The sequence below is a fragment of the Agrobacterium vitis genome (assembly GCF_014926405.1).
Classification (GTDB): Bacteria; Pseudomonadota; Alphaproteobacteria; order Rhizobiales; family Rhizobiaceae; genus Allorhizobium; species Allorhizobium vitis_H.
The window spans coordinates 926,844-940,746 of sequence record NZ_JACXXJ020000003.1 but is presented as its reverse complement, the minus strand read 5'-3'; the positions used below and the strand labels follow the sequence as shown (position 1 = coordinate 940,746).

At 58.2% G+C, this 13,903-nt stretch carries 12 protein-coding genes; 9 read left to right on the top strand and 3 right to left on the bottom strand.

The features are described from left to right. Window positions 1-10 precede the first annotated feature (10 nt). Complete coding sequence (locus tag IEI95_RS05605) at window positions 11-739, top strand: SDR family oxidoreductase (RefSeq protein ID WP_156532134.1); 729 nt, start codon at window positions 11-13, stop codon at window positions 737-739. Here IEI95_RS05605 and IEI95_RS05600 read toward each other — a convergent pair. Genes IEI95_RS05600 through IEI95_RS05590 form a run of 3 tightly spaced genes read right to left on the bottom strand, consistent with a single transcriptional unit; the run spans window position 726 to window position 4,073 of the window. Then, entirely contained in the window at window positions 726-2,132 is a 1,407-nt protein-coding gene (locus IEI95_RS05600; protein WP_194416138.1) for a M20/M25/M40 family metallo-hydrolase, read from the bottom strand. The two genes, IEI95_RS05605 and IEI95_RS05600, sit on opposite strands and share 14 nt — an antisense overlap. Before the next feature lie 43 nt (window positions 2,133-2,175). After that, window positions 2,176-3,348, bottom strand: a complete 1,173-nt coding sequence (locus tag IEI95_RS05595; RefSeq protein ID WP_194416137.1) for a PLP-dependent transferase — start codon at window positions 3,346-3,348, stop codon at window positions 2,176-2,178. Continuing rightward, window positions 3,345-4,073: a FadR/GntR family transcriptional regulator gene (locus IEI95_RS05590; RefSeq protein ID WP_194416266.1), complete on the bottom strand. Its 729-nt coding sequence runs from the start codon at window positions 4,071-4,073 to the stop codon at window positions 3,345-3,347. Before IEI95_RS05590 ends, IEI95_RS05595 begins: the two co-directional genes overlap by 4 nt. Before the next feature lie 230 nt (window positions 4,074-4,303). On the opposite strand from IEI95_RS05590, the gene IEI95_RS05585 reads away from it, so the two are divergent. The 8 genes from IEI95_RS05585 (at window position 4,304) to IEI95_RS05550 (ending at window position 13,850) form a co-directional block, all read left to right on the top strand. After that, window positions 4,304-5,923, top strand: a complete 1,620-nt coding sequence (locus IEI95_RS05585) for an ABC transporter substrate-binding protein (RefSeq protein ID WP_194416136.1) — start codon at window positions 4,304-4,306, stop codon at window positions 5,921-5,923. A 330-nt stretch (window positions 5,924-6,253) separates the two neighbouring features. Next, complete coding sequence (locus IEI95_RS05580) at window positions 6,254-7,333, top strand: ABC transporter permease (protein WP_087729911.1); 1,080 nt, start codon at window positions 6,254-6,256, stop codon at window positions 7,331-7,333. Window positions 7,334-7,341: 8 nt separating this feature from the next. After that, on the top strand, window positions 7,342-8,295 hold the full coding sequence (locus IEI95_RS05575) for an ABC transporter permease (RefSeq protein WP_194416135.1): 954 nt from the start codon (window positions 7,342-7,344) through the stop codon (window positions 8,293-8,295). Window positions 8,296-8,302: 7 nt separating this feature from the next. Then, entirely contained in the window at window positions 8,303-9,319 is a 1,017-nt protein-coding gene (locus tag IEI95_RS05570; protein ID WP_234890941.1) for an ABC transporter ATP-binding protein, read from the top strand. Continuing rightward, window positions 9,316-10,290, top strand: a complete 975-nt coding sequence (locus IEI95_RS05565) for a dipeptide ABC transporter ATP-binding protein (RefSeq protein WP_156537309.1) — start codon at window positions 9,316-9,318, stop codon at window positions 10,288-10,290. The genes IEI95_RS05570 and IEI95_RS05565 overlap by 4 nt, the downstream gene beginning before the upstream one ends. Window positions 10,291-10,311: 21 nt before the next feature. Beyond that, the gene (locus tag IEI95_RS05560; RefSeq protein ID WP_156532141.1) at window positions 10,312-11,457 is read left to right on the top strand and encodes a M24 family metallopeptidase; all 1,146 of its coding nucleotides are present in this window, start codon (window positions 10,312-10,314) and stop codon (window positions 11,455-11,457) included. A gap of 116 nt (window positions 11,458-11,573) precedes the next feature. Then, window positions 11,574-12,290 (top strand): FadR/GntR family transcriptional regulator, encoded by a 717-nt coding sequence (locus IEI95_RS05555; protein ID WP_156532142.1) that lies wholly within the window; start codon window positions 11,574-11,576, stop codon window positions 12,288-12,290. A 51-nt stretch (window positions 12,291-12,341) separates the two neighbouring features. Next, the gene (locus tag IEI95_RS05550; protein WP_194416134.1) at window positions 12,342-13,850 is read left to right on the top strand and encodes an ABC transporter substrate-binding protein; all 1,509 of its coding nucleotides are present in this window, start codon (window positions 12,342-12,344) and stop codon (window positions 13,848-13,850) included. Window positions 13,851-13,903: the final 53 nt, after the last annotated feature.

Here is a 13,903-nt window from a genome sequence, read left to right as displayed (position 1 = left end):
GATTATACTCATGTGGGAACTTGATGGGAAAGCAATCCTCGTCACCGGTGCCAGCGGTGGAATCGGCGGCGCGACGGTGAAAAAGCTGAAAGAAGCCGGGGCCAGGGTCTATGCAGCCGGAAGGTCACGAGACGAGCTTGAAAAGCTGGCCGCGCAAACCGGTTGTGAAACGTTGATTTTCGATCTCACCTCGGAGGACGAAATTCGCAGGGCAATAGAGGATTTGGCGTTGTGGGGGGTGGTGAACTGCGGTGGCTTTGGCGGCGAAATCGCCACCCCGCAGGAAACCGCCATTTCTATCTTCGACAAAGCCATTGCCATCAATGTGAGAGGCGCGCTTCTCGTCACCAAATACGCATCGCGCTCAATGATCAAAGAAGGGAAGGGCGGGTCGATCGTCAATGTCTCGAGCCAGGCAGCACTGGCGGCATTGCCGGGCCATGTCTCCTATGCGTCTTCCAAAGCGGCACTGGATAGCATTACCCGTGTCAGCGCGCTTGAACTTGGCAAATACAAAATTCGGGTCAATAGCGTCAATCCCACCGTGGTCATGACGGAGATGTCCGCATTTTATTGGGGCCGCCCGGAGATCGGCGAACCCTTCCTGCAAAAAATGCCGTTGGGACGGTGGGCGACCGTCGATGACATCGCAAAGCCGATCCGCTTCTTGTTGAGTGAGGAGGCGTCAATGATCACCGGTGTCTCTCTCCCAATTGACGGTGGCTTTACGGCCTGTTGATCGCCTCATCGCTCAGGCCGTGCAAGATCCGCACCCAGGATCTGGTGCCTTTGTGAAAAGAGGTGAGGTTGTATTTTTCATTGGGCGAGTGAACGCAGTCATCGTCCAGCGAAAAGCCCACCAACAAGGAGTCCATGCCGAGCATGGACTGAAAGCTGCCGACAATAGGGATCGATCCGCCGCCGCCGACAACAATGGCGGGCTTTGGCCACTCCTGTGAAAGAGCCGCTTTGGCCGTGGCGAGGATCGGCGAGTCATAGGGCAATTGAATGGCAGGCGAGGCGCCTTCGGCCTGAAATTCAACCCGGCAATCCCTAGGTAACTTTGAGGTTACATAGGCGCGAAAACTGTCGCGGATTTTTTGCGGGTCCTGTTTTCCTACCAGACGGAAGGATACTTTGGCCATGGCCTCGGCAGCAATCACGGTCTTGAAACCCTTGCCGGTATAGCCGCCGGACATGCCGTTGATCTCGGCGGTCGGGCGGGCCCAGAGCAATTCCAGAACGCTACGGCCCTTTTCGCCGGAGGGTACGGAAAGACCGATATCCGTTAGGAACGCGGGTTGGGTCTTCTCCAGATCCGCCCAGACGGCCTTGATATCGGGCGGTGTTTCTTCGACACCATCGTAAAAGCCGGGCAGGGTCACGGCACCGGTTTCATCATGCAGGCCAGCCATGACATCGCTCAGGACATGCAACGGATTGGCTGCGACGCCACCATATCCGCCCGAATGGAGGTCACGGCTGGCGGCCTTGATGGTGATTTCCTCGCCAACCAGACCGCGCAGGCTGGCGCAGATCGCCGGTGTTTGCGTGTCCCACATGCCGGTGTCGCAGACCATGGCAAAATCAGCCTTCAACTCCTGAGCATGGGCTTCGAGAAAAGGCTGAAGCGACGGCGATCCCGATTCCTCCTCGCCTTCGAAGAGAATGGTCACACGCAACGGCAGTCCGCCCTTGGTTTCCTTGAAGGCGCGTAGAGCCTCGATGAAGGTCAGGAGCTGTCCCTTGTCATCCGAAGTACCGCGTCCGGTGATGATCTTTTCTCCGGTTGAACCGTCACGAATAGCTGGGTCGAACGGGTCGTTTTGCCATAAGTTCAGCGGGTCCACCGGCTGAACATCGTAATGGCCGTAAAAGAGCACATGCGGGCAATCCGCGGTTTGGCCCTCATGATGACCAACCACCATCGGATGGCCTGACGTGTCGCGCACGGATGCGGCAAAGCCCAGTCCGGTCAGATAGGTCGCCAGGAAATCCGCAGCCTTGCGGCAATGCGGGCTGTAGGCCGGATCTGTGGAAATCGAGGGGATACGCACCAGATCGAAAAGTGTTTCCAGACTGGAGGGCAGATTGTCATCGACCCGGGCGAGGACGGTTTCAAGATCGGTCATGGGCAGATTTCCAGTCGGTTATGGGATGGGTGTTTGCAAAAGATCAGTCTATTCGGGCCGCCGCCACTGCCGCCTGCAAATCGCTCCACAGCGCCTCGGTTCCCTCAAGCCCGACATGGAGACGCACAGACAGCGGATCGACGCCGAAGGCATCCGCGAAACTCGGCGGGGCTTTCTGGTTGGCCACCACATCGCCGGGGACGACGAGACTTTCATGACCACCCCAACTGACGCCCAGTTTGAACAGTTTCAAATGGTTGCAGAAGGTTTGAATATGGATGACATCCTTGAAGATGAAGGAAAACAGCCCGGACGTGCCATGCAGGCCCGGCGGCAAGCCATTGTTCAGCGCCGGATGGCAGACTTTTTCGACGATATCGAGCGCCTGCAAGCGGTGGGCAATCTCAAGCGCTGAGGCCTCATGCGCCTTCATGCGGATCGGCAATGTGCGCATACCCCGGATCAGCAGCCAGGCATCGAAGGGAGACAGTTTTCCGCCGAGATAAGGCAGCGTTTCATTGCGGATACGATTGATCAGTTCCTTGGGACCCGCCACCACACCGGCGACAACATCGCTGTGACCGCCGAGATATTTCGAGGCCGAATGCAGGACGAGATCGACGCCGAGCGATAATGGCTTTTGGAAAACCGGGCTTGCCCAGCTGTTGTCAATCACCGACAACACGCCGTGCTGTTTGGCAAGAGCGGCCAGCGCGCCGACATCATGGGCGTCCATCACCCAACTGGTGGGGCTTTCCAGATAGAGAAGCTTTGCGCCCGGAAGCGCCTTGGCCACGGCATCCTCATCGCGGCCATCGACATAAGTCACCTCGATGCGCATGCGCTTCAGCATGGTCTCAAAGAACCTGTAGGCATCGGGATAGAGGTGGCGAACGGCAACGATCCGATCTCCCGGCTCGACAAAGCTCAGGACGGTCGAGGATATCGTCGCCATGCCGCTGGCAAAGGCAAGGGCATCTTCCGCGCCTTCCAGTTTGGCTAGCATCTCCTCGAAAATCCGCACGGTGGGGTTCAGCCCGCGTGAATAAACCGGCCGAAGCTTTTCACCACGATAGGTCGCAACCATCTCGTCGTAGTCGCTGAAGGTGAACAGCGACGTCTGCACAATCGGCGGCACCACCGCATCATAAGCATTGGCCTCATCATGCGCCGTAATCAGCGATGCCTGTTGCAGATAATCGAGTGCGTCGCTCATTTGGACATTTCCTTGATGTCTTCTTCCACCACGGCAAGAATTTTGAGGGTTTCACGGCGGGCCGCTTCACTATCCTGATCGGCTATCGCGCTGAACAAGGTACGATGATAGGGAAAGGAGCGGCGGGCAAAATCCGGCCTGTCGAAAGGCTTTGTCCAGAAGCGCTCGAAGGCTTCGCGCATTTGCTCCAGAAGCTGTTTGAACAGCGGGTTATGGGTGGCATCGTAGATCGCAACATGGAACGCCAGATCTTCCTTGCCAGATGTTCCCTTGGCCAGATGCACCCGCTCCATCTCATCGAGCTTTTCCTCGATGATCCGCAGATCGTCTTCCGTTCGGCGCATGGCAGCCAAGGCTCCGGCCTCAACCTCAATGCCGCGTCGGACTTCCAGCGTTTGCAAAAGAGCGTCGCGTAAATTCACCGTCTCCAGCATCAACGGCATGTGGACCGTCGCAGCACTCACGGGCTGCAAAAGATAGGTTCCGCTCCCTTTGCGGGTTTCCACCACGCCCAGCGCCTGAAACCGCCCGATCACTTCACGCACTGTTGAACGGCCAACGCCGAGCGCGTTCATCAATTCGCGTTCCGTCGGCAGGCGATCTCCACGCTTGAGACCGGCCTTGTTGATATAGCCGACCATGGCCCCGCTCACCTGCTGGACACGGTCCAGCGGTGGTAGCGCGGCAATATGCTGGGTGTCGTTCAGCGCGGTTCCGATGCGCATCGTCATTGAGATTTCTTCCTCCTGCCGACCGCTTGACAATTGGTCTGACATCTTAGCAGTATGCCGCCCACGAACAATGTCAAGGCGACCAACGAGGCATTTGGTCTACTCCAAAAACTGAATTTCATCGTCGCGGATACGGTGGAAGAAACGAAAACAATAATTTATCCGCACACATAAAAAATGAGGGTGCCGCAAAGGCGCGAACAAACAAACTGGGGATTAAAGGCATGAAATTTCGTCTATTCGGCGGAGCTGTGGCCGTGTCGGTTGCTGCTTTGCTCACCAGCCCGGCTGTTGCTTTTGAAGGCAGAAGCCTTGTGGCGCCCGATTGCAACTATGGTGGCAAGATCAAATCCATCGTGGCGACCGATGAGCACACGGTGACCTTCTCGATGTGCTCGCCTGATCCGGCCTTCAAAGCCAAGGCCGCCTTCGTACCTTTCGGCATCCAGCCCGCCAAGCATATCGAAGAGGCTGGACCGAAGAAAAAGCTGCTCGACAATCCGATCGGCACCGGTCCTTTCAAACTGGAAAGCTGGAATCGCGGCGATTCCATCACCATGACGCGCAACGAGAATTATTGGGGCGCCAAGCCGGCTTTCGACAAGCTGGTGTTTCGCTGGAACCAGTCCGGCGCGGGCCGCCTGAATGAATTGCGCTCCGGCACGGTCGATGAAATCACCAATATCAGCCCGGATGATTTCGACAGCGTCAAGAACGATCCAGACCTGCAATTCCTGCCACAGGAAAGCCCGAATATTCTCTATCTCGGCATGGTCAACACCGCCAAGCCCTTCGAGAATGAGAAGGTGCGCCAAGCCATTGCCATGGGCATCGACCGCCAGCGCATCGTCGATAATTTCTATCCGAAGGGTTCGGTCGTCGCCAGCCATTTCACCCCCTGTTCGCTGCCCAATGGCTGCGCCGGTAAGGATTGGTACGGATTTGATGCCAGCGCCGCCAAGAAACTATTGGCCGATGCCGGGTTCGCGAATGGCTTTAAGACCAAGATCTACTACCGCGATGTGTTTCGTGCTTACCTGCCGGAACCAAGCGTCGTGGCCGTCGAATTCCAGACGCAGCTGAAGAAAAATCTCGGCATCGATGCAGAAGTGGTTCCGATTGAATCGGGCAAATTCATTGACGATACCTCGGCAGGCCGGATCGATGGGCTCTATCTGCTGGGCTGGGGCGCGGACTATCCGCATGTCACCAACTTCCTCGATTATCACTTCGGCAAGACGTCGAAAATGTTCGGCACTACCTTCCCGGAAATTACCGAGGGGTTGACCAAAGGCGGAACGATTGCCGATACCAAGCAGGCCGAACCGATCTATGCCACTGTCAACGATGCCATCCGCCAGCATGTGCCGATGGTACCGATTGTCCATGGCGCTGCTGCCTATGCTGCGCGTGCGACGTTGAAGAACGCCATCGTCCGCCCCTTCGGCTCGCCGCTGTTGCAGAATTCCGATCCGGGCAAGGATACGTTGGTCTTCATGCAGAATGCCGAGCCGATCAGCCTTTATTGCGGCGACGAAACGGATGGCGAAACGCTGAATGCCTGCACGCCGATTACGGAAGCGCTGCTGGATTATGCAAAGGACAGCGGCGATATTGTTCCCGCTCTGGCCACCAGCTGTGATGCCAATGGGGATTCGACCGTTTGGACCTGCAAGCTGCGGACCGGCGTGAAATTCACCGACGGCTCTGATTTTACCGCCAATGACGTGGTGGTATCCTGGGCGGCGGGCATTGATGCATCCAATCCGGCCCATGTCGGCAATACCGGCTCCTTCGACTATTTCTCCTCCCTCTGGGGCGGGTTGATGAACGCCAAGAAGTAATCGTGAGGATTTCGATGCTTCGGGCTAGGCGTAAATGTCTGGCCCGTGGCGTCTTGCTTGATCGTTTTTATATGCCGCTTACCCCCCTCTGTCCTGCCGGACATCTCCCCCTCAAGGGGGGAGATCAGATGGTCTTAACCCACCCGCTTCATTGGATATGCAGCAAGTTTCGATGCATGAAATTCGAGCGAGGGGCAAACCACGCATCGATCTCCCCCCTTGAGGGGGAGATGGCTGGCAAGCCAGAGGGGGGTATCCTGGCGCAGCCGCCTGTTGATGACACCTGACCAAACCAAACGGCGCTGTAAAATCTGGTAATGAGGACCTGCGATGCTTGGATATGCAGCCAAACGCCTGCTGATTTCCATCCCGGTGATTTTCGGCATTCTGATCGTGACCTTCGCGCTTGCCAGGCTGATCCCTGGCGATCCCTGCAAGGCCATGCTGGGAGAAAAAGCCACCGCCGAGACCTGCGCTGGTTTCATCACGCGCTACGGCTTCGATAAGCCGCTGCCAACGCAGTTTTTCATTTATATGGGCGATATGCTGCGGGGTGATTTCGGCACATCGGTGCGCTTCTCGCGGCCTGTGACGCAGATCATTATCGAGCGCCTGCCGATGACCGCCGAGCTTGCCGTGCTGGCGCTGATCACCGCGACCATTATCGGTGTCGGGCTCGGCGTTATTGCTGCCCGTCGTCATAATTCAGCAGCCGATGTCGGCACCATGATCGTTGCCAATGCCGGCATTTCCATGCCGGTGTTCTGGCTGGGGTTGATGCTGGCCTATCTGTTCGGGGTGATGCTGCGCGGCACGCCCTTCTGGCTGCCGCCATCCGGACGGCTTTCCGCCGGGGTCAATTCCATTCCCTTTTACGAGGTCTGGCACTGGCAATTGGCGGCGGAGAGCGGCTGGAGCAAGGTGCTCGAATTCTTCTCCAATTTTTATATTCTGAACGCCTTGATCACTGGCAATTGGACGGTGTTCTGGGATGCCATACGCCATATGATCTTGCCGGTCATCGCGCTCTCCACCATTCCGATGGCGGTGATTGCCCGCATGACCCGCTCCTCGCTGCTGGATGTGCTGGGGCGTGATTATGTCCGCACCGCCCGGGCCAAGGGCGTGCCGGAGAAACGCGTGGTCAGCGAACATGCGCTGGGCAATGCTTTGTTGCCGGTTGTCACCATTCTGGGCTTGCAAATGGGCGCCCTGCTCAGTGGTGCTGTGTTGACTGAAACCGTTTTTGGCCTGTCCGGCGTGGGGCGTATGCTGGTTGAGGCCATTTTTGCGCGGGACTATCCAGTCGTGCAGGCCTTCACGGTGATGATTGCCGTGTCCTACGTGGCCATCAACCTGCTGGTGGACCTTTCCTACACCTATCTCGATCCTCGCATTCGCCCACAATAGGACAGTTCATGACGCGCTTGAATAGTGTATCGGCCAATGCAGCAGAGGCCATTCTTGAAGATGGCCTGATTGGTGAGCCGGTTGCCCAATGGCGGAGAACCTGGGGACGGCTGCTGAGGCTGCGTTCCGGGCAGGTCGGGTTGTTCATTATCGGAATGCTGATCCTGATTGCCATTTTCGCACCGGTACTGGCCCCTTACGACCCCGATCAGGTGTTGATCGGGGTCGAGCAGGTCAAGCGCCGCGAGCCGCCTTGCGTGCATCTGCTTGGATGTGACGTCAGCCGTCCGCAGCACATCATGGGTATCGATGGCAATGCCCGGGATTCCTTCTCGCGTATTCTCTATGGCACGCGCGTCAGTCTGGTCATTGGGCTGACCACCGTCACCTGCGCGCTGTTCTTCGGCGTGCTGCTGGGGGCGATTGCCGGGTATTTCCGGGGATGGGTGGATAATATCATCATGCGAATCATGGATGTGATCCTCGGCTTTCCGTCACTGCTGCTGGCCATTGCCATCGTTGCGGTTCTGGGGCCGGGCATTCGCAATGCATTGCTGGCCATCTCCATCGTCTCGGTTCCCGCCTATGCCCGCGTCACCCGGGCCAGTGTGCTCTCGGTGAAAACCTTTGATTTTGTTGCAGCCACGCGGGTGCTGGGCGGTAGCAAATGGCGCATCCTGTTTCGCCGCGTGCTGCCCAATGCCATCACGCCGATTGTGGTGCTGGCAACGCTTGGGGTGGCCACCGCCATTCTCGATGCGGCTGGTCTCAGCTTTCTTGGCCTTGGCGCACAGCCGCCGACGCCGGAATGGGGGACGATGCTGGGGGCCGCCCGCAACGAGATCTTTTCCGCGCCGCATCTGGTGTTCTTTCCCGGCCTTGCCATCATGCTGACCGTGCTTGGCTTCAACCTTCTCGGAGACGGGCTGCGTGATGCCCTCGATCCGCGGCTCCATACGTGAGGACAGCATGACCCGGCCTATTCTGGAGATCCGCGATCTCACCACCCATTTCCAAACCCGATCCGGCACCGCGCGTGCGGTTGACGAGGTTTCCCTCTCGCTCAAAGCCGGGGAAACGCTCTGCATTGTTGGCGAGAGCGGCTGCGGCAAATCCATCACCTCGCTCAGCATCATGGGGCTTGTGCCATACCCCGGCAAAATCATTGGCGGCGAAGTGCTGCTGGATGGAACTGATCTGCGCAGCATGTCGCCGATGGACCTCAGCAAGGTGCGCGGCAACCGGATTTCGATGATCTTTCAAGACCCGTCCTCCTCGCTCAATCCGGTCCACACCGTGGGGCGGCAGATTGCCGAGGCCTATCGCCTGCATAAAAACATGGGCAAGCAGGAGGCAGAAGCGGCGGCAATCGCCATGCTGAAAGCCGTCGGTATTCCCGATCCCCAACGTCGCATGAAGGCCTATCCGCATGAAATGTCCGGTGGCATGGCGCAGCGGGTGATGATTGCCATGGCGCTGGCCTGCCAGCCGGAAGTGCTGATCGCCGATGAGCCGACCACCGCGCTGGATGTGACAATTCAGGCGCAAATATTGGATTTGATGCGCGATTTACAGCGTGATTTCGGCACTGCCATCATTTTGATCACCCATGATCTTGGTGTGGTCGCCGAAATGGCCGACCATGTGGCCGTGATGTATGCGGGGCAGGTCGTCGAGCTTGCCGATGTCCGAACCCTGTTCAAGTCGCCCAAGCATCCCTACACGCAAGCCTTGCTGCGCTCGGTGCCGGTGCTGGGCGAATCCCCTGACATGCTCGAAGTCATCGATGGTCGCGTGCCGCAATTAACCCATCTGCCGCAGGGCTGTTTGTTCGCGCCGCGCTGCACAGCACGGCGCGAGGCCAATGAACCGCGCTGTCTAAGCGATGTCCCGGCGCTCACCGAAATCCACAAGGCCCATCACTGTCGATGCTGGCTGACCGAACCGGCGACGCTCGCTGGTGAACAAGAGGTTCAGCCCGCATGAGCGCCCTGATCGAAATGAACGGCATCAAAATGGCCTTCGCCGTGACCGGTGGGGCGTTCCAGCGGGTGAAAGGCTATGTCAACGCCGTCAATGATGTCAGCCTGACCATCGAGCGCGGGCGCACGCTGGGTGTGGTCGGTGAAAGCGGCTGCGGAAAATCCACGCTGGCCCGCATCGTGGTGGGTCTGTTTGCGCCGACCGCAGGCGAAATCATCTTTGATGACAAGCAGATTGCCGGACCCGGCATGGGCGTTGATTTTGCCTCCAGCCGCCGCATCCAGATTGTCTTTCAAGACCCTTACTCCTCGCTTGATCCACGGCTGCCGATTGGCGATTCCATTGCCGAAGGCCTGGTCATCCATGGCATCGGCGACAAGGCCAGCCGTCGCAAGGCCGTTGCCGATATGCTGGAACTGGTGGGCCTACCGCCGCAAGCCGCAGACCGCTATCCGCATGAATTTTCCGGCGGCCAGCGCCAGCGCATCGGCATTGCCCGCGCCCTCATTCTCCAGCCGGAATTTCTGGTCTGTGATGAGCCAACCTCGGCGCTCGACGTTTCGGTGCAGGCGCAAATCCTGAACCTCTTGAAGCGGCTGAAAACCCAGCTCAACCTGACCATGATGTTCATTTCCCACAATCTGGCCGTGGTGCGCCACATCGCCGATGACGTGGTGGTGATGTATCTCGGTCATGCGGTGGAACTTGGCCCGGTGGAAGCGCTGTTTACCAATCCACGCCATCCCTATACCAAGGCCCTTCTCTCGGCGACGTTGATTGCCGATCCCGACCGGCGCGGCGAGCGGATCAAGCTCGTCGGCGAAATGCCGTCTCCGCTCAATCCACCCACGGGCTGTCCCTTCCATCCGCGTTGCACGCTGGCCAATGACCGCTGCAAGGCGGAAATGCCGCTGATGACCATGACCGACACCGTCCAAGTGGCCTGTCATGCCGTTGAAGAAGACCGGGCTTAAATTATACCAGGGAAACAGACCATGTCCTCACGTCTATCAGCCCCGAAAATCCCCATGGAAGAGCGGGTTCTCCGGTTAGAGGCCCTTCGAAAGACCATGGCGGAAAAGGATATCGGCGCCGTGCTGATCGGCTCCACCGAGAGCCTGCGCTATTTCACCGGGCTGGTCTGGCATGGCAGTGAGCGACTTGTGGGGGCGGTGATTACAGCATCGGATCTCGTTTATGTGGTGCCGGGCTTTGAGCGCAGCCGGGTGGAGACATTGCCGCATCTTCCCGGCGATATCAGGGTGTGGGAAGAAGATGAAAGCAGCGCCGCCCTTGTCGCGTCCTTCATGCCACACGGTGGCACGCTTGCGGTCGACGATTCCGTGCCGCTTTTCGTCTACAATGCCCTAAAGCGCGAAATAGCAGCAGATCGGCTGATCGATGGGGGACCGCTGCTGCGCGGTCAGCGCCTGCGAAAATCCGCCACTGAAATCGCCATCATCCAATATGCGATGAACTTGACCCTGGATGTGCAGCGCAAAGCGCATGCCATGATCCGGCCCGGCATTGCCGCCTCGGAGGTCGTGCGCTTTATTGATGACGAACACCGACGGCTAGGCGCCAGCAACGGCTCCACCTTCTGCATCGTTTCCTTTGGCGAGACCACGTCCTTGCCGCATGGGGCGGATGGCGAGCAATATTACCAGCCGGGCGATGTGGTGTTGGTCGATACCGGCTGCCGCATTGATGGCTATAACTCCGACATTACCCGCACCTATATGCTGGAGGAGCCAACTGCCGAGTTTGCCCGCATATGGGCGATTGAGCGGGCGGCGCAGCAGGCGGTTTTCGATGCGGCCCGGATTGGCGCGACCTGTGGTAGCCTGGATGATGCCGCCCGCGACGTGCTGACCCGCCACGGCCTCGGCCCGGATTACCAGCTTCCCGGACTGCCCCACCGCGCTGGTCATGGTCTTGGTCTTGAGGGACATGAGGAGCCCTATATCGTGCGCGGCAATACTGTGCGTCTTGAAGAGGGAATGTGCTTTTCCTGCGAGCCGATGATTGTCCTGCCCGGACAATTTGGCCTGCGTCTGGAAGACATCATTTACATGACCTCCGATGGGCCGAAATGGTTTACCCAGCCCGCCAAGGGGCCGACGGAGCCTTGGTCAGGATAAGGACAGTATCTGTCTGCCTAAAATAAAAGCAGCATGAAAAAATATGCAGAGTCGGATTGACTCATCTCTTCGTTCGTCTGAGTATGAACCAATTATCAATTGGTTCGAACCAATGCATGATTGACGATCACGACAATTCCAATCTCGCCCTCAACAAATTGCGTGAACTGCTGAGCTCTGGCCGGTTCAGTGCAGGCGAGAAACTGCCGACAGAGCGGTCATTGTGCGAGGAGCTTTGTCTTGGCCGCCGTTCCGTTCGCCGGGCCCTTGAGGTTCTGGAAGCAGAAGGGCTAATCTGGCGGCGGCAGGGGTCTGGCACGTTTGCCGGTGCGCGCCCTGACGCATTTGATGACTATGTCGGTGCCTTGGTTGCTGGAACCGATCCGTTGGAAGTCATGGAAGTGCGTCTCCGGCTTGAGCCGCAACTGGCGCAGTTGGCGGCTCTGCGTGCCAATGCGACAGATGTGCAGGCCATGTATGATCTTGTCGCAAAGATCGGCGCCAGCAAGGATGCCGATGGGCGGGAGCTTTGGGATGGGGCGCTGCATCGAAAGATTGCCCAATGCGCTGGTAACAGCCTTTTCCTGGCGTTGTTCGATGTGATGAACCGGACGCGGCAGGACCCGGCCTGGCAGAATATTCGTGAACAGGCGCGGGCGTTTGCCCAAACTCGTCCAGTCACCCATGGCCAGCATCTCGCCATTATCGATCGGATTGCATCGCGCGACCCGATCGGAGCCGGCGAAGCCATGCGGGTCCACCTTCTCACCCTGCAAGAGAGCCTGATCCGCATTACCTCGATCGATACCGCCGTCCACCTCGCAGAGGCATGACGGCCAAGAACTGCCTATCATCAGCATAAAAACAACAATGAGGGGAATGGCATGAAACTGAACAGAGTTTTGACCGCGCTGCTCGTCACCGCCGCTTTTGCCGCACCTGTGATGGCCGCAGACCTGAAGATCGGCTTGTCGGAAGACCCTGACGTTCTCGATCCGGCGCAGTCGCGCACCTTCGTGGGGCGCATCGTCTACACGGCAATGTGCGACAAACTGGTCGATGTCTCGCCCGACCTGAAAATCATCCCGCAGCTTGCCACCGGCTGGGCCTGGAGCGAGGGTGGCAAGGTTTTAACCATGACGCTGCGCCAGGGCGTGAAATTTCACGATGAAACACCCCTCAACGCCGAAGCGGTTGTCGCCACCATCCCGCGCAACATGACCATGGCGGAATCGCGGCGCAAGAGCGAGCTTGCCTCGGTTGAAAAGGTCGAGGCTATCGGCAGCGATACGGTGAAATTCACCCTCAAGGCCCCGGATTCGACACTGCTGGCGCAATTGTCCGACCGGGCCGGGATGATCGTCTCGCCCAAGGCCGCCAAGGAATTGGGAGCCAATTTCGGCAGCCATCCCGTTTGCGCCGGGCCGTTCAAATTCGTCGAGCGGGTGCAGCAGGACCGGATCGTGCTGGAGAAATTTGCCGATTACTGGAACAAGGATCAGATCTTCATCAACAAGCTCACCTATCTGCCGATTGTCGATAGCACGGTGCGCCTCGCCAATTTGCGCTCCGGTGATCTCGATATGATTGAGCGGGTGGCGCCCACCGATGCCGCATCCATCAAATCCGATGGGAAGCTGGACTTTGAACAGGCAGTGGGCGTTGGTTACATGGCGATGTATGTTAATATCGGCAATGGTCCTCGCGCCAACAACCCGCTTGGCAAGGACAAGCGCCTGCGGCAGGCCTTCTCGCTGGCCATCGATCGCGAAGCACTGAATCAGATCGTCTTTGAGGGGACGGCTCTGGCGGGCAATCAGCCCTTTCCGCCTGTCAGCCCCTGGTATGACAAGCGGATTCCCGTGCCTGCCCGCGATGTCGAAAAGGCAAAAGCCCTGATCAAAGCCGCTGGATTTGACCGGGTGCCGATTGAGTTGCAGGTTTCCAACAGCGCGACGGTGTTGCAGATGATGCAGGTCGTGCAATCGATGGTCGCTGAGGCTGGTTTTGACGTGACGCTGAAGACGATGGAGTTTGCCACCATGCTCAACGAGCAAACGGCTGGAAATTACCAGATCAGCCGTTCGGATTGGTCCGGGCGCGTGGACCCGGATGGCAATCTGCATCAGTTCGTCACCTGCAAGGGTGGCATCAACGATACCAAATATTGCAATCCCGCCGTCGATACGCTGTTGAACGAAGCGCGGCAATCCACCGACGACGCCCTGCGCAAGCAGAAATATGATGCGGCCGATGAAATCCTGAATGACGACCTGCCGATCATCTATCTCGGTCATCAGTCCTGGCTCTGGGCGTCCAGCAAGAAGATCACCGGTTTTGTGCCGTCACCGGATGGAATGATCCGCCTGACGGGCCTGCATAAGGCCAATTGAAGTCTTTCTTGTCGCTCTGATGATCCTGTCCCGGAAGCGATGTTTGTCAGGCG